At 56.2% G+C, this 15,705-nt stretch carries 14 protein-coding genes; 7 read left to right on the top strand and 7 right to left on the bottom strand.

Going from position 1 to position 15,705, the window contains the following annotated elements; translation table 11 throughout:
* Window positions 1-1,005, top strand: a complete 1,005-nt coding sequence (gene trpS / locus CDA56_RS12975; protein WP_102803173.1) for a tryptophan--tRNA ligase — start codon at window positions 1-3, stop codon at window positions 1,003-1,005.
* Between the two features lie 89 nt (window positions 1,006-1,094).
* Here the strand turns inward: trpS and cysG are convergent, their stop codons facing one another.
* The 4 genes from cysG to nirB form a co-directional block, all read right to left on the bottom strand.
* Window positions 1,095-2,468 carry a siroheme synthase CysG gene (cysG, locus tag CDA56_RS12970; protein WP_004854905.1) on the bottom strand — a complete coding sequence of 458 codons (1,374 nt, stop codon included), beginning with the start codon at window positions 2,466-2,468 and terminating at the stop codon, window positions 1,095-1,097.
* A 107-nt stretch (window positions 2,469-2,575) separates the two neighbouring features.
* On the bottom strand, window positions 2,576-3,382 hold the full coding sequence (gene nirC / locus CDA56_RS12965) for a nitrite transporter NirC (protein ID WP_102803172.1): 807 nt from the start codon (window positions 3,380-3,382) through the stop codon (window positions 2,576-2,578).
* A 136-nt stretch (window positions 3,383-3,518) separates the two neighbouring features.
* The gene (gene nirD, locus CDA56_RS12960; protein ID WP_004854898.1) at window positions 3,519-3,845 is read right to left on the bottom strand and encodes a nitrite reductase small subunit NirD; all 327 of its coding nucleotides are present in this window, start codon (window positions 3,843-3,845) and stop codon (window positions 3,519-3,521) included.
* Complete coding sequence (gene nirB / locus CDA56_RS12955) at window positions 3,842-6,385, bottom strand: NADPH-nitrite reductase large subunit (RefSeq protein ID WP_032751535.1); 2,544 nt, start codon at window positions 6,383-6,385, stop codon at window positions 3,842-3,844. Before nirB ends, nirD begins: the two co-directional genes overlap by 4 nt.
* 240 nt (window positions 6,386-6,625) lie before the next feature.
* Between nirB and CDA56_RS12950 the strand changes: the two genes are divergently transcribed.
* Window positions 6,626-7,948 carry a cytosine deaminase gene (locus CDA56_RS12950; protein ID WP_102803171.1) on the top strand — a complete coding sequence of 441 codons (1,323 nt, stop codon included), beginning with the start codon at window positions 6,626-6,628 and terminating at the stop codon, window positions 7,946-7,948.
* Here CDA56_RS12950 and tsgA read toward each other — a convergent pair.
* Window positions 7,945-9,129 (bottom strand): MFS transporter TsgA, encoded by a 1,185-nt coding sequence (tsgA, locus tag CDA56_RS12945; protein ID WP_004854892.1) that lies wholly within the window; start codon window positions 9,127-9,129, stop codon window positions 7,945-7,947. The genes CDA56_RS12950 and tsgA overlap by 4 nt on opposite strands.
* A gap of 277 nt (window positions 9,130-9,406) precedes the next feature.
* Between tsgA and ppiA the strand changes: the two genes are divergently transcribed.
* From ppiA to argD, 5 genes are all read left to right on the top strand, one after another.
* Entirely contained in the window at window positions 9,407-9,976 is a 570-nt protein-coding gene (ppiA, locus tag CDA56_RS12940) for a peptidylprolyl isomerase A (RefSeq protein WP_004854889.1), read from the top strand.
* A gap of 108 nt (window positions 9,977-10,084) precedes the next feature.
* Window positions 10,085-10,252, top strand: coding sequence for a YhfG family protein (locus CDA56_RS12935; RefSeq protein WP_102803170.1), 168 nt, complete (start codon window positions 10,085-10,087; stop codon window positions 10,250-10,252).
* On the top strand, window positions 10,242-10,844 hold the full coding sequence (locus tag CDA56_RS12930) for a putative adenosine monophosphate-protein transferase Fic (RefSeq protein ID WP_009654847.1): 603 nt from the start codon (window positions 10,242-10,244) through the stop codon (window positions 10,842-10,844). Before CDA56_RS12935 ends, CDA56_RS12930 begins: the two co-directional genes overlap by 11 nt.
* 31 nt (window positions 10,845-10,875) lie before the next feature.
* Window positions 10,876-11,439, top strand: a complete 564-nt coding sequence (gene pabA / locus CDA56_RS12925; RefSeq protein WP_014227049.1) for an aminodeoxychorismate synthase component 2 — start codon at window positions 10,876-10,878, stop codon at window positions 11,437-11,439.
* 89 nt (window positions 11,440-11,528) lie between these two features.
* A complete protein-coding gene (argD, locus tag CDA56_RS12920; protein WP_025107834.1) occupies window positions 11,529-12,749 on the top strand; it encodes a bifunctional acetylornithine/succinyldiaminopimelate transaminase in 1,221 nt (406 codons plus the stop codon).
* On the opposite strand, the gene CDA56_RS12915 is transcribed toward argD, so the two are convergent.
* Window positions 12,739-14,817: a YccS/YhfK family putative transporter gene (locus tag CDA56_RS12915; RefSeq protein ID WP_014839675.1), complete on the bottom strand. Its 2,079-nt coding sequence runs from the start codon at window positions 14,815-14,817 to the stop codon at window positions 12,739-12,741. The genes argD and CDA56_RS12915 overlap by 11 nt on opposite strands.
* A gap of 51 nt (window positions 14,818-14,868) precedes the next feature.
* Entirely contained in the window at window positions 14,869-15,501 is a 633-nt protein-coding gene (crp, locus tag CDA56_RS12910; RefSeq protein ID WP_000242758.1) for a cAMP-activated global transcriptional regulator CRP, read from the bottom strand.
* Window positions 15,502-15,705: the final 204 nt, after the last annotated feature.

Here is a 15,705-nt window from a genome sequence, read left to right as displayed (position 1 = left end):
ATGACTAAGCCCATCGTTTTTAGTGGCGCACAGCCCTCCGGTGAATTGACCATTGGCAACTATATGGGTGCGCTGCGTCAGTGGGTAAACATGCAGGACGATTACCACTGCATTTACTGCATCGTTGACCAGCACGCGATTACCGTTCGTCAGGACCCGCAGCAGCTGCGTAAGGCCACGCTGGACACCCTGGCGCTGTATCTGGCGTGCGGTATCGACCCGCAAAAAAGCACCATCTTCGTTCAGTCCCACGTGCCGGAGCACGCGCAGCTCGGCTGGGCGCTGAACTGCTACACCTATTTCGGCGAACTGAGCCGTATGACCCAGTTTAAAGACAAGTCATCGCGCTATGCGGAAAACATTAACGCCGGTCTGTTTGACTATCCGGTACTGATGGCTGCCGACATTCTGCTGTATCAGACTAACCTGGTCCCGGTTGGCGAAGACCAGAAACAGCACCTGGAGCTGAGTCGCGATGTCGCCCAGCGTTTCAACGCTATCTACGGCGACGTGTTTAAAGTGCCGGAACCGTTTATTCCAAAATCCGGCGCGCGCGTGATGTCGCTGCTGGAGCCGACCAAAAAGATGTCCAAGTCAGATGATAACCGCAACAACGTTATCGGCCTGCTGGAAGACCCGAAATCTGTGGTGAAGAAGATCAAACGCGCGGTCACCGACTCCGACGAGCCGCCGGTTGTTCGCTACGACATCCAGAACAAAGCGGGCGTCTCCAACCTGCTGGATATCCTCTCTGCCGTTACCGGTCAGAGCATTCCAGAGCTGGAGCAGCATTTTGAAGGCAAAATGTACGGTCACCTGAAGGGCGAAGTGGCTGAAGCCGTTTCCGGCATGCTGACCGAACTGCAGGAGCGCTATCACCGATTCCGCGGTGATGAAGCATTCCTCAATCAGGTCATGAAAGAGGGTGCAGAGAAAGCCAGCGCTCGCGCTTCCATTACCTTGAAAGCGGTTTACGAAGCGATTGGTTTCGTCGCTAAGCCCTGAGCAATTTGCTGGTCTCAGCGCAATAAAAAGCCGGGTGCAATGCATCCGGCTTTTTAATTTGTGAGCGGTTTTGAGCTACATCAGCGTCATTAATGGTTGGAGAACCAGTTTAGCTTATCGCGCAGGCCGACCACGCGGCCGACAATAATCAGCGCCGGGCTGGCCATTTGCTGGGCCAGAATATCCAATTGTTCTAACGTGCCGGTGACAACCTTCTGCGTTATCGCCGTTCCGTTTTCAACGATGGCTGCGGGCATATCCGCCGCCATGCCGTGGGCAATCAGTTTTTCCCGGATCGCCGGGGCCTGGTTCAGGCCCATATAAAACACCAGGGTTTGCTTTTCAACCGCCAGGTTTTCCCAGTCCAGCTCGCCGCCGGTCTTAAGGTGGCCGGTGACCAGGCGCACGCCCTGAGCAAAATCCCGGTGGGTCAGGGGAATGCCCGAGTAGGCGGAACAGCCTGAGGCCGCGGTAATTCCCGGTACAACGGAGAACGGAATACCGGCATGGCACAAGGTTTCCAGCTCTTCGCCGCCGCGGCCAAAGATAAACGGATCGCCGCCTTTCAGTCGTACAACGCGTTTCCCCCCCTGGGCTTCGCGCAGCAGAATCTGGTTAATCTCTTCCTGCGGTACGCAGTGGTAGCCCGAGCGTTTACCCACGAAGACCCGGTCGGCATCGCGGCGCACCAGATTCATGATATCGTCGGAGACCAGGCGGTCATAAACCACGACATCGGCCTGCTGTATTTGCTGCAGGCCTTTGAGGGTCAGCAGTCCGGCGTCGCCGGGGCCGGCGCCTACCAGTACCACTTCACCGCGATGATCCAGCGGCTCGGTCAGCAGCTGCTCCGTGGCGTCAGCGACGGCCTGGCGGTCCTCGTTGGCCAGCGACTGTGCCAGCCTGTCGTTAACAAACAGTTTCTCCCAAAAGCGTCGGCGCTCGCCGACGGTGGCAAACTGTTTCTTTACTCTTGAGCGCAGCTGACCTGCGTAGTGGGCCAGCTGGCCTAAATGCAGCGGTAAAACTGATTCCAGCTTTTCGCGCAGCAGGCGCGCCAGAACCGGCGAGGTGCCGCCGGATGAGACGGCCACCATCAGCGGCGAGCGGTCGATAATCGACGGCATAATAAAGCTGGCCTGCTGAGGGGCGTCGACCACGTTACAGAATATTCGCCTTTCTTCCGCTGACGCGCTGACTCGTTGATTAACCGCTTCGTTGTCGGTTGCGGCAATGGCCAGCCAGCAGTTATCAAGCAGAGCAGGATTAAACTCGCCCTGAACCAGGGTCAGCATGTTTGCATCGGCCCATACCTGGAATTGCGGCACAAAATCCAGGGCATTGACCGTTAATCTGGCGCCGGCGTCCAGTAACAGGCGAGCTTTACGTTCAGCCACATCGCCGCCGCCGACTAACAGGCAGTCGCGATCGCGTAATTGGCAAAATATAGGCAAATGGTCCACGACATTCCCTCTTAATTATTGGCAGCAGCCTTAGAATCTGGCTATCAGGCTATCTTATTTATCAGGTTGAACCTGGGCAATGTTCAACCTGCCTGCACCGATTACGTCTACTGAGCCAGACTCTTAGTCTCGTTAGTTTTTTCCGGGGCGGGGCGCTCCGATTGCGGCGTAGCATACCAATAACCCAATCCCATAAATACGACACCGGACAAAGTATTGCCGAGTGTTACCCATAACAGATTGTGACCGATTCCCGCAAGCGTGTAGGCATCGCTATGATGGCCAAACCAGGAGAGGGCGAACAGCGTCATATTCGCGACGGAGTGCTCATAGCCGGACGCGATAAACGCCAGCAGACACCACCAGATAGCAATAAATTTTGCCGCGCCTTCGGTACGGATTGCCATCCAGATCGCCAGACACACCAGCCAGTTACACAGTGCGCCTTTGAAAAAGAGCGCCATCGCGGATTGGCTGGTTTTTGCCAGCGCGACGGTGTGGACGAGGCTGGTATCGACCGGCAGCAGGCTGCCGCCGCCCCAGCTATACAGCAGCGCCACGAAAATGGAACCCACAAGGTTACCCATCCAGGTTTGCGGCAGAATCGCCCACATCTGCCCCTGGCTGATGGTCCCCGCCTTCACGCCCAGGGTCAGGAACATAGTGTGGCCGGTGAACAATTCAGAGCCGGCGATAATCACCAGCGTTAACGCAATGCCAAAGGTGGCGCCCATCACCAGCGGGCGAACGGCAGGGGCGAGCAGGTTGCCGAGGGTGAATATAAGGATGATGCCGAGGCCGACGTAGGCACCCGCCATCATGGCGCTTACCCAGAAGCTGAGTGGATGATTGGCCGAGAGGCGCGCAATGCGCCCGGCGTTGGCCGCGCACTTGTTTATTGTGTCTGTAAACATAGGAGTTCCTTTAGCACCTCATCCCTTGCGCTGGCTCTTGGTTAGCTGCCTTCGCGATGCAGTACAAATGACGTTGTGCCATCAATTGAAGAAAAAAATGCAAAAAAAGGGAGGCGTTGCGCCTCCCGTAAAGTGATTAACCGCGTAGCTGCACGACGCCGTCTTTCACTCGGGCTTCATAGTGCGCCACCGAATGGCTTTCATCTTCCATACACAGGCCGTCGCGCAGGCGGAAGCGCTGCTTTTTCAGCGGACTGGCCACCCACAGTTCGCCCTGATGCTCGGCGATCAGGCCGCGAGACAGGACGCTGGATTCAAAGAACGGGTCGATATTGCTAATCGCAAACACCTGGTCGCCGTGATAGGGGCGGAAAATCGCCACCTGTTTGTCGCCTAACAGCGCGCAGACGCCGGTTTCCGGCAGGATGTCATCGAGTTTGCAGATGTTTTTCCACTGGCTCATGCGTTTTCCTCCACCAGAGTTACCGGGATACGTTCGTAGGGCGCGGCCGGGCGATGCTGTTCACGCTCAGGGACCACCTGGACGTTCGGATCGCGCTTATCGCTGTTGATGAAGTGTTTAAAGCGCACCTGGGCCGCTGGGGTGTTAACGGTTTCCGTCCACTCGCAGACTACCGCTTCACGCAGGCGGGCCATCTCTTCTTCCAGATGTTCGTTCAGGCCCAGCTTGTCGTCGATGATGACCGACTTCAGATAATCGATGCCGCCTTCCAGGTTATCCAGCCACGGCGCGGTACGGGTCAGTTTGTCGGCGGTACGGATGTAGAACATCATGAAGCGGTCGAGGTATTTCATCAGCGTTTCGCGGTCAAGATCCGCTGCCAGCAGATCCGCGTGGCGCGGCTTCATGCCGCCGTTGCCGCAGACGTAAAGGTTCCAGCCTTTCTCAGTGGCGATGATGCCGACGTCTTTACCCTGGGCTTCCGCACATTCGCGGGTACAGCCGGAGACGCCAAACTTCATTTTATGCGGCGTACGAATGCCTTTGTAGCGGTTTTCCAGCTCGACGCCGAAACCCACGCTGTCGCCTACGCCGTAGCGGCACCAGGTGCTGCCTACGCAGGTTTTCGCCATCCGCAGCGCCTTGGCATACGCGTGACCGGTTTCGAAGCCCGCGTCGATCAGCTGACGCCAGATTTCCGGTAGATCGTCTTTTTGCGCGCCGAACAGGCCGATACGCTGAGAGCCGGTGATCTTGGTGTACAGATTAAATTCGCGGGCGATACGGCCGACGGCCACCAGTCCTTCCGGCGTGATTTCGCCGCCCGCAGAGCGCGGGATAACGGAGTAGGTGCCGTCTTTCTGGATGTTGGCCAGGAAGTTGTCGTTGGTATCCTGCAGCGGGGTATGCTGCGGCTTGAGGATATATTCGTTCCAGCAGGAAGCCAGCAGCGAGCCCACGGTCGGTTTACAAACCTCACAGCCGTAGCCTTTACCGTGTTTCGCCAGCAGCTCTTCAAAGGTTTTGATGCCTTCCACCCGGATGAGGTGGAACAGTTCCTGACGGGAGTATGCAAAGTGCTCGCACAGGTTATTGTTAACTTCGATGCCCTGTTTCGCCAGTTCGGCGTTGAGCACCTGAGTCACCAGCGGGATACAGCCGCCGCAGCCGGTACCGGCTTTGGTTTCCGCCTTCAGCGCCGCCACCGTGTGGCAGCCTTTATTAATGGCGGCAATCAATGCGCCCTTGGTGACATCGAAGCAGGAGCAAATTTGCGCGCTGTCCGGCAGTTTATCGACGCCGATGGACGGCTTACCGCTGCCCGCGTGCGCTGGGAGGATCAGCGAGTCGGGGTTTTCCGGCAGTTCTATGGCGTTCAGCACCAGCTGCAGCAGGTTGCCGTAATCGCTGGTATCGCCCACCAGCACCGCGCCGAGCAGGGTCTTGTTGTCAGGGCTGACGATAAGGCGTTTGTAGACCTCTTTGCTTTCGTCGAGGTAAACGTAGCTGCGCGCGCCCGGCGTACGACCGTGAGCGTCGCCAATGCCGCCGACGTCAACGCCCAGCAGCTTCAGCTTGGCGCTGAGATCCGCGCCTTCAAAGGCGTTTTCGGTCTGGAGGATATGGTCAACGGTAACCTGAGCCATTTTGTAGCCCGGGGCGACCAGGCCGTAAACGCGGTTGTTCCAGCTGGCGCATTCACCGATGGCGTAGATATCCGGGTCAGAGGTCTGGCAGGCGTCGTTAATCACGATGCCGCCGCGCGGAGCGACTTCCAGACCGCACTGGGTGGCCAGCTTATCGCGCGGGCGGATACCGGTAGAGAAGACGATAAAGTCGACTTCCAGCTCGCTGCCGTCGGCAAAACGCATGGTTTTACGCGCTTCGGTACCTTCCTGAACGATCTCTTTGGTGTTTTTACTGGTGTGCACGCGCACGCCCATGCTTTCAATCTTGCGACGTAGCTGTTCGCCACCCATCTGATCCAGCTGTTCCGCCATCAGCATGGGTGCGAATTCAATCACGTGGGTCTCAACGCCGAGATTTTTCAGCGCGCCCGCGGCTTCGAGGCCTAACAAACCGCCGCCGACGACCGCGCCGCGTTTGCTGCGGCGGGCGCAGGCTTCAATCGCGTTAAGGTCTTCAATGGTACGATAAACAAAGCAGTCCTGGGTTTCAGAACCTTTAATCGGCGGGATCCACGGATAGGAACCGGTCGCCATAATCAGCTTGTCATAGAAAACGGTACGCCCCGCGCTGGAGTGGATAACCTTCTCCTGGCGGTTGATGGTGATGGCGCGTTCGCCGACCAGCACCTTAACGCCGTGCTTCTCGTAGAAACCTTCCCGTACCAAAGAGAGTTCTTCGGCGGTATGGTGAGAGAAGTAGGAGGAGAGGTGCACGCGGTCGTAGGCGATACGGGGTTCTTCACAGAAGACGGTAATATCGAACAGGCTGGCGTCGGATTTATCAAGAAGGTCCTCAATAAAGCGGTGGCCGACCATACCATTACCAATGATAGCGAGTCTGACTTTGCTCATTTTTGCCTCGATTTCTTTTATATTACCGCCTACCTTAACGATTCAGCCGCGACACTTATTGATGCAAATCAATTACACCTTTGCCTACTACTTAAGTGGTATGTTTATGATTTGTCAGTATTTTTATAAGTAACGGAAAACGCTGGCTTTTCCTTTTTGCTTTTTTTATGTACAAAATTAGCAACGGATACCCCCGGCGGGTTGAGTAAAACTTCAGCAACAATTACGGGAGTCATCGATATGACAGCAGCGCCGCTTTGGTTAATTGAGAACGTTCGTCTGCCCGATCGCGAAGGGTTATGGCAGATAGCGATAGACAAGGGGCGCTTCGGGGATATCACCCCTATGGGGGAGGCGCGCAAAGAGAATTTTGAAGTGCTGAACGCCCGCGGCGGACTGGCCATCCCCCCTTTTATTGAGCCGCATATCCACCTTGATACGACCCAAACCGCCGGAGAGCCGAACTGGAACCAGTCCGGGACGCTGTTTGAAGGGATTGAGCGTTGGGCGGAGCGTAAGGCTTTATTGAGCCATGAGGACGTTAAAGCCCGCGCGTGGAAGACGCTGAAGTGGCAGATCGCCAACGGCATCCAGTTTGTTCGTACCCACGTTGATGTTTCCGATCCGACGCTGACCGCGCTCAAAGCCATGCTCGAGGTAAAGCAGGAGGTCGCGCCGTGGGTAGAGCTGCAGATTGTCGCCTTCCCCCAGGAGGGCATTTTATCCTACCCCAATGGTGAGGGCCTGCTGGAAGAGGCGCTGCGTCTGGGTGCCGACGTGGTGGGCGCGATTCCGCATTTTGAATTTACGCGCGAATATGGCGTGGAATCCCTGCACATTGCTTTCCGTCTGGCGAAAAAGTATCAGCGGCCTCTGGATATCCACTGCGATGAAATTGATGATGAACAGTCGCGGTTCGTTGAAACCGTGGCGGCCCTGGCGTTAAAAGAGGGGATAGGTCCGCAAGTGACCGCCAGCCATACCACCGCGATGCACTCCTACAATGGCGCCTATACGTCACGTCTTTTTCGTTTGCTGAAGCTCTCCGGCATTAACTTCGTCGCTAACCCGCTGGTCAATATTCACCTCCAGGGACGCTTTGACGACTATCCGAAGCGTCGCGGTATCACGCGCGTGAAGGAGCTGATGGCGGCGGGCATTAACGTCTGCTTTGGCCATGACGATGTATTTGACCCCTGGTATCCACTGGGGACCGGCAATATGCTGCAGGTGCTGCACATGGGTCTGCACGTTTGCCAGATGATGGGCTATCAGCAGATTAACGAGGGACTGAAGCTGGTCACGGAAAATAGCGCGCGCACGTTTGGCCTGAGCGATTACGGTATTGCGACGGGGAACACGGCGAATCTGGTGATTCTGCCCGCGGAAAACGGGTTTGAGGCCGTGCGTTGTCAGGTTCCGGTGCGTTGGTCAATCCGCCAGGGGAGAGTCATTGCCACCACGCAGCTGGCGCAAACCTGGGTTCAGATGGATCGGGGCGGGGAGGAGCTGTTCTTTACCCGAAATAGCCCCTTTGCCGGAACAAAGGGGCCTGAGGCTTAGTGCGATTCCGCTGCCGCGTTGTTCTGACGGTGGCGGGAGACGAAGCCGAGGATCAGACACATCACAAACACCACGGCATAGAGGCCGTTAGCGGTATGCAGCGCTGCCAGCGGACCGCTGGCGGCAACGATAGGGCCGGTCACGACGAAAGTCAGCATAGTACCCACGGTGCCGCAGGTCAGAATGAAGTTCACCAGCTTCGGCGACGACACTCGGGTTTGCTGTGAACCCAGGGTAATGATCGACGTATAGATGGCGCTGGAGAAGAAGCCGAGGGTCAGAATAAACCATGGCATATGCTCCGGCGAACCGTTGATAAACAGATACATCAGTACCGTCGCTACGCCCGCCAGCACGGTCAGAATACGCTGCAGGTCGAAGAAGCGCAGGATGAAGCTGAAAGACCACATGCCGATCATGTACGACATCCAGAAATCGCTCACCAGTTTACCCGCGTCGCCAAGACTCATGCCCAGGCCTTTGGCGTATTCCGGCACCCAGGAGATGAAGCCCAGCTGACCGAGGATGTAGCATAGCGCAGCGATGGAGAGGAACAGCACGCCGATACCCCATTTCTCTTTCACTACCGGTTGGCTATCCTGCAGGGCTTTTTTGCCCAATACCGGGAATTCGCAGCCGAAGGTCAGAATGAAAATAGCGACGTAGACCAGGCCGATGCAGGCATAAACCCAGTACCATTCGATGCTGCGCGCCAGCAGATAAGCGGCCAGCATCGGGAAGATCATCCCCGCCATGCTGAAGAAGGAGTCGGTGAACAGCAGACGCGCTCCGCGCTGACGGCCTTCATACATATGGGTGATCAGGAAGGTACCAATCGACATGGTAATCCCGCTGACCAGGCCAAGCACGAACATCGAAGCGGAAAACAGCGCCAGGCTGTGGCTGAACATTAAACCCGCGACGGCCAGAACCATCAGGATAAAGCCAAAACGCAGCTGGGTTTTCAGCGGAACAATTTCCATCAGCCAGGCGTTCAGGAAGATAGAGATCAGGATACCGGCATTAAGGAAAGTAAAGGTGTTGCTCATACTGGAAACGGGCAGATGAAAATAATCTGCGATATTTCCCATCACCATCCCGGTGACAATCACCAACGCGCCGGTCAGGGCGTAGGAGAAGAAGCTGATCCATGTGAGCTTGATACGATTGCTGTTAGTCATGACTGGCCTGTGAATAGAAATGTAAAGCGCGTTGACTCTGCGCCGGGCGGACAGATTTTATGCGTTAGCGTGATTCAAGCAAACGTTTATTCTGAAATTTATATCTTTTTGCAATTCTTAGTGTGACTCATATCACATTTATCTATTTGGCCGATCGCCAGGCCCACCGTTACAACTGTTTCAGCTAAGTAAAATTAGGTAAAAGGCTGGCCCAGGATGCAAAGGCTCTTTAGAATCAAAGCACTCGGTTTTTATTCTGCTCCGTTAAGGAATTTCCATGCTCAAATCAACTCTCGCGGCGGTGGCTGCCGTTTTCGCCATTTCAGCATTCTCCCCGGCCATGGCGGCAAAAGGGGATCCCCATGTGTTGCTGACCACGTCTGCGGGCAATATTGAGCTTGAGCTGAATAGCCAGAAAGCACCCATCTCGGTGGATAACTTCCTCAAGTACGTGAACAGCGGCTTTTATAACAACACCACTTTTCACCGGGTGATCCCGGGCTTTATGGTGCAGGGCGGCGGCTTTAACGAGCAGATGCAGCAGAAACAGCCTAATCCACCGATTAAAAACGAAGCCGACAACGGCCTGCGCAATACGCGTGGCACCATCGCCATGGCGCGTACCGCCGATCAGGACAGCGCCACCAGCCAGTTCTTTATCAATATTGCGGATAACGCCTTCCTCGATCATGGCCAGCGTGATTTTGGCTATGCGGTGTTTGGTAAAGTCGTTAAAGGTATGGACGTGGCGGATAAGATTTCTCAGGTGCCGACCCATAACGTTGGGCCGTATCAGAATGTACCGTCCAAACCTATCGTGATCCTTTCCGCAAAAGTTCTGCCGTAATTTTATTTTGCGCGGGTAACCCGTACCCGCGCAGCCCCCGCTTCCCTGCGAAATCGTTTTTTGCCGCTTATACTTGTGGCAACTGCGGACGCGTCAGGGAGGTGTTAAATGAAAAAGCTCACCGAAAAACAGAAGTCCCGTCTCTGGGAGGATCGACGTAACGTGAATTTTCAGGCCAGCCGACGGCTGGAGGGCGTCGATGTTCCGCTGATAACCCTTACCCCCGAAGAAGTCCTGGCGCGCATTGCGGCGTTAAGGAGCCACTATGAGCGATAAATTCGGCGAGGGGCGGGACCCCTATCTCTACCCCGGTCTTAAGGTGATGCGCAACCGCCTGGGAATTCGCCAGGCTCAGCGACTTGAGCAGGCGGCGTGGGAGCTGACCGCATTACGCGCGGCAACCATTGAACTCGGGCCGTTGGTGCGGGGATTGCCTCATCTCTGCGCTATTCATCGCCAGCTCTATCAGGATGTCTTCGACTGGGCAGGGCAGCTGCGTGAAGTTGATATCTATCAGGGCGACACCCGTTTCTGCCATTTTGCCTATATCGAAAAAGAGGGGAACGCGCTGCTTCAGGATCTTGAAGAGGAAGGTTATCTGGTGGGTCTCGCGCAGGATAAATTCATTGAACGTCTTGCTCATTACTACTGCGAAATTAACGTCCTGCATCCTTTCCGTCTCGGTAACGGCATGGCGCAACGCATTTTCTTTGAGCAGCTGGCTATTCATGCGGGCTATACGCTGGATTGGCGCGATATTGCGGTCGATGCGTGGAACCAGGCCAACCAGAGCGGAGCGATGGGCGACCTTTCTCCACTGCGGACGATATTTCGCAAAGTGGTAAGCGAAGCGACGGAAACTGAGTAGAATAGCGCGGTTCTTTGTTCCCGGAGCCGCTATGATCCTGCTTATCGATAACTACGATTCTTTCACCTGGAATTTGTACCAGTATTTCTGCGAACTTGGGGCGGAAGTGCTGGTCAGGCGTAACGACGAGCTGACGTTAGCGGACATTATTTCCCTGGCGCCAGCGAAAATCGTTATCTCGCCGGGCCCCTGTACGCCGGATGAGTCGGGGATTTCACTGGCGGCGATCCGCCATTTTTCCGGCCAAACGCCGATCTTAGGCGTTTGCCTCGGCCATCAGGCCATCGCCCAGGTTTTCGGCGCCGCTATCGTACGAGCCGCCAAAGTCATGCACGGGAAAACGTCCCCCGTCAGCCATACCGGCCAAGGGGTGTTCCTTGGACTGAATAACCCGCTTACGGTGACCCGCTACCACTCCCTGCTCATTGATCCGCTAACGCTGCCTGAATGCTTTGAGGTGACCGCCCGCAGCGAAGAGGGAGAGATCATGGGCATTCGCCACCGCGTGTTCGATCTCGAGGGCGTGCAGTTTCATCCGGAGAGTATTCTCAGCGAGCAGGGCCACCAGCTGCTGGCAAACTTCCTCAATCGGTGATTTGTAGTTGCCATGAGTTGATTTTTTATGCATATTTTGTGATTAGATTATCATAATCATTGCTGCATAACGTAAAGGATGGGCACCACATGGCAACTGAACAACCGGCAATCACCCGCGCTACATTCGATGAGGTCATTTTGCCGATTTATGCACCGGCAGAATTTATTCCGGTGAAGGGTAAGGGAAGCCGGGTATGGGATCAGCAGGGTAAAGAGTACGTTGATTTCGCCGGTGGGATTGCCGTGACCGCGCTCGGTCATTGCCATCCGGCGCTGGTGGCGGCACTGCATGAGCAGGGTGAAAAGCTGTGGCATACCAGCAACGTTTTTACCAACGAACCGGCCCTGCGACTCGGGCGGAAGCTGGTGGATGCGACTTTTGCCGATCGCGTCGTGTTTATGAACTCCGGTACGGAAGCTAACGAAACGGCTTTCAAGCTGGCTCGCCATTACACCGTGACCCGCCATAGCCCGTACAAAACCAAAATCATCGCTTTCCATAATGCGTTTCACGGTCGCTCGCTTTTCACCGTCTCGGTCGGCGGTCAGCCGAAATATTCCGACGGGTTTGGGCCGAAACCGGCCGATATCGTTCACGTGCCGTTTAACGATTTACACGCGGTGAAAGCCGTGATGGACGATCATACCTGCGCGGTGGTGGTCGAGCCGATTCAGGGTGAAGGCGGAGTGACGGCGGCGACGCCGGAATTCCTGCAAGGATTGCGCGATCTCTGCGACCAGCACCAGGCACTGCTGGTGTTTGATGAAGTACAGTGCGGTATGGGGCGTACAGGCTCGCTGTTTGCCTATATGCACTACGGCGTGACGCCGGATATTCTGACCAGCGCCAAGGCGCTTGGCGGCGGCTTCCCTATCAGCGCGATGCTGACCACCCATGATATCGCCAGCGCTTTCCACGCCGGTTCTCACGGCTCAACCTACGGCGGTAACCCCCTGGCCTGCGCGGTCGGCGGAGCGGCCTTCGATCTGATTAACACGCCGGAAGTGCTGGACGGCGTCACCGCGAAGCGCGAGCTGTTTGTTGAGCACCTTCAGCGCATTGACGCGCGGTTCGATCTGTTCAGCGATATTCGCGGCATGGGTCTGCTTATCGGCGCCGAGCTGAAGCCGCAGTATCACGGGAAGGCGCGCAATTTCCTCTACGCCGCCGCAGAGGCGGGCGTCATGGTGCTCAATGCCGGACCGGACGTGATGCGCTTCGTACCGTCGCTGGTGATTGATGATAGCGATATTGCTGAAGGCATGGCGCGCTTTGCCCTGGCGGTTGAGCGGGTGCTTAGCGCTTAGTGGCGCGCAGCCAGATGCCATGATGCGGACGCTGACGCCATGCCACCGATGAAATGGTGTGCATGGTGTTCAGATGCCCGAGGATGCGCTGCAAATGCTGCTCCATCGTACTGAGCGGGCCGCGAGGAACCTCCGCATCCTGCGCCTCCATAATGTTCACATCCCCCGCGCTGCCCGGCCCGTCGGAATCCAGCCGCTGCTGGCAGCGCTGGAGCGCAATCTCGCAGGATTCCAGATAACGCTGCGCCAGATCCGGCGTCAGCATATTGTGCTCGCGCGCCAGAGTGGTCATCGCGTTAATATGCTCGACAATAAACTGGCTGTGGGTCACCCACAGCTTCATGTCTTCCAGATAGTGCGAGTTAAAGCCGGGTTCCTGCATCGCCTGATTCAGCGAGTTAAACAGCGCGTTATGCGCCTGATTAACGCGCATGCGCTGGTAGGCCAGCGCCGGGGCCTGATGATCGTCGCTGAGGATCAGCCTGATCGCTTCCTGATCGGCTTCCAGCGCATCGTGGGCATTTTTGCGCAGCAGCCCGCTTTGCCACTGTGGCCATAGCCAGACCATTCCGCCGAAGGCGATCAGACAGCCAATCAGCGTATCAATCAGTCTGGCGATGATAAACTGCTCGCCGTTCAGGGTGAGCAGCTGCAGAGTGTACACCGCCGTCACCGTAAACCCGACCATCGCCCAGCCGTAGTGCTTGCGGATAATCAGATAGCTTAACAGCGTGATGAACAGCATCGCGGTCAGCGTATAGCCTTCAGGAACGTGAAAGTGCAGCGTGAGCCCGGCAATGACCAGTCCCGCAATGGTTCCGGCAGCCCGATGGACGATACGTACCCGGGTTGCGCCGTAGCCGTTTTGCGTCACGAACAGCACGGTCATCAGGATCCAGTAGGGCTTAGGCAGATGCAGCGCGCTGCCCATCAGGCTGGCGACGCTCAGCATCACGCTGATACGCGCCGCGTTTCGTAACGCCGGCGACTTAAGCGACAGATAGTTTTTCAACGCGGGCAGCAGCGGCAGGCGGCGGGTTTTATCCGCCATCAGGTTACGCGCGTATAGCGGGCGCTGGGTGCGCAGAACCCTGGCAATGCGGCTGAAGTGCCAGGCGCAGAACTGGCCAACCGGATTATCCGGATGCTGCCAGGCGATTTTTTCCAGCGCGCCGATCTGTTTATCCATCTGAAAGCGCTGAGGATAACGGTGGTAGAGGAGATCGTCCGCCAGCTCCCGCAGGCGGGCGGCAACGGTTTGCGCGTTCCAGCGAATCACCGCTTCCGCGTGGCTGCGCTCCACCAGTTTCTGCACCTCTTCCGGCTGATGAAGACTGACGGAAATATGTTCCTGAAGGTCCAGTCCAACCTGGAAAGCGCGCAGCAGGCGTTTGTGATCGCTGCGCTGGTTAGCCGCCAGCATATGCATCTGCTGATAGCACTGGGTAATCAGATCCACCACCTTCTGCTGGCGGTTGAGCAGCGGCGGCAGCGATGTGGCGGGGTCCGTATGCTGGGTAAGCAGACTGTATTTGGCCTCGCAGTAGTTGGCCAGCTCCCGGTAGAGCAGGCTTAATGATTCGCGCAGCGGCTGTTCGCGCCACAGCCAAAACCAGAACCAGTTAAACACGCCATACCATAAGGTGCCCATGGCGTAGATTAACAGCGGCTCCCAGATCGGCATATTGCCAGCGAGACTGAGGGTAAAAATAGCCGCGATAAGCGAGGCGGGCAGCAGCCGAGCGTGCAGGGAGCTGATTTCGGCGGTGACGCCGAGGATGAGCGCCAGACCCGTGAGGATCAGCGGCAAAGGGATGTCTCGCTGCAGAAGGAGCTGAACGATCAGGCTACAGCCGGCAAACAGGCTGCCGCCGATAATCAGGCGTTTAAAGAAGCGTTTATGCGGCGTATCCAGCCCGGCAACGTTGCAGCAGGCGGGAACTAGAGAAAACAGCAGCCCCTGCTGGAGATGACCGAGCAGAAGCCCAATCGCAACCGGCAGACACAACACCAGCGTTTGCCGCAGTGCATAGTTGACTTCCGGGTGGTAAATCAGCCTGCGCCACATGAGGGGAAAACAAAAACGGCGTATTGTTAGGCAATACGCCGTTTTACCGACTTAACGGGTACCGTAGACGACGATAGTTTTACCGTGCGCGGAGATCAGGTTTTGATCTTCCAGCATTTTCAGGATGCGGCCAACGGTCTCGCGGGAGCATCCGACGATCTGACCAATTTCCTGGCGGGTAATTTTAATTTGCATACCGTCCGGGTGGGTCATCGCATCCGGCTGTTTAGCCAGGTTCAGCAGCGTCTGAGCGATACGACCGGTAACGTCAAGGAAGGCGAGGTTGCCGACTTTCTCAGACGTGACCTGCAGACGACGAGCCATCTGCGAAGAGAGACGCATCAGGATGTCCGGGTTAACCTGGATCAGCTGACGGAACTTTTTGTAGGAGATTTCGGCCACTTCACATGCGGTTTTCGCACGTACCCAAGCGCTACGCTCCTGGCCTTCTTCAAACAAGCCTAATTCACCGATGAAATCGCCCTGATTAAGGTAAGAGAGGATCATCTCTTTACCTTCTTCATCCTTGATGAGTACAGCCACGGAGCCTTTAACGATGTAGTACAACGTTTCTGCTTTCTCACCCTGGTGGATCAGCGTGCTCTTTGATGGGTACTTATGAATGTGGCAATGAGACAAGAACCATTCAAGGGTAGGGTCTGTTTGCGGTTTGCCAAGCACCATGCGCGGTTATCCTCTGTTATAAGCTATCTCCGGGTGCCGACACTACACGGCATCCGGGCATGCAATCGTATTGAATCCCTATACCTGGGAATCCGGCTGAAAGTTTTCTGCAGCCTGTAATGTGAACTCCTCTGCATACATGCAGTACATCAATGTATTACTGTAGCATCCAGATTGTTTTAGCATAGCTTTCGCCGCATGTCT

Origin of the sequence: Klebsiella michiganensis, from assembly GCF_002925905.1 — a bacterium.
Lineage (GTDB): Bacteria > Pseudomonadota > Gammaproteobacteria > Enterobacterales > Enterobacteriaceae > Klebsiella > Klebsiella michiganensis.
This window is presented reverse-complemented; position numbering and strand designations above follow the sequence as displayed.

Bases quoted from the DNA above. Each gene is read 5' to 3' on its own strand.
- trpS (WP_102803173.1), top strand. From the start codon at position 1: ATGACTAAGCCCATCGTTTTTAGTGGCGCACAGCCCTCCGGTGAATTG.
- nirC (WP_102803172.1), bottom strand. From the start codon at position 3,382: ATGTTTACAGACACAATAAACAAGTGCGCGGCCAACGCCGGGCGCATT.
- nirD (WP_004854898.1), bottom strand. From the start codon at position 3,845: ATGAGCCAGTGGAAAAACATCTGCAAACTCGATGACATCCTGCCGGAA.
- nirB (WP_032751535.1), bottom strand. From the start codon at position 6,385: ATGAGCAAAGTCAGACTCGCTATCATTGGTAATGGTATGGTCGGCCAC.
- CDA56_RS12950 (WP_102803171.1), top strand. From the start codon at position 6,626: ATGACAGCAGCGCCGCTTTGGTTAATTGAGAACGTTCGTCTGCCCGAT.
- tsgA (WP_004854892.1), bottom strand. From the start codon at position 9,129: ATGACTAACAGCAATCGTATCAAGCTCACATGGATCAGCTTCTTCTCC.
- ppiA (WP_004854889.1), top strand. From the start codon at position 9,407: ATGCTCAAATCAACTCTCGCGGCGGTGGCTGCCGTTTTCGCCATTTCA.
- CDA56_RS12935 (WP_102803170.1), top strand. From the start codon at position 10,085: ATGAAAAAGCTCACCGAAAAACAGAAGTCCCGTCTCTGGGAGGATCGA.
- CDA56_RS12930 (WP_009654847.1), top strand. From the start codon at position 10,242: ATGAGCGATAAATTCGGCGAGGGGCGGGACCCCTATCTCTACCCCGGT.
- pabA (WP_014227049.1), top strand. From the start codon at position 10,876: ATGATCCTGCTTATCGATAACTACGATTCTTTCACCTGGAATTTGTAC.
- argD (WP_025107834.1), top strand. From the start codon at position 11,529: ATGGCAACTGAACAACCGGCAATCACCCGCGCTACATTCGATGAGGTC.
- CDA56_RS12915 (WP_014839675.1), bottom strand. From the start codon at position 14,817: ATGTGGCGCAGGCTGATTTACCACCCGGAAGTCAACTATGCACTGCGG.
- crp (WP_000242758.1), bottom strand. From the start codon at position 15,501: ATGGTGCTTGGCAAACCGCAAACAGACCCTACCCTTGAATGGTTCTTG.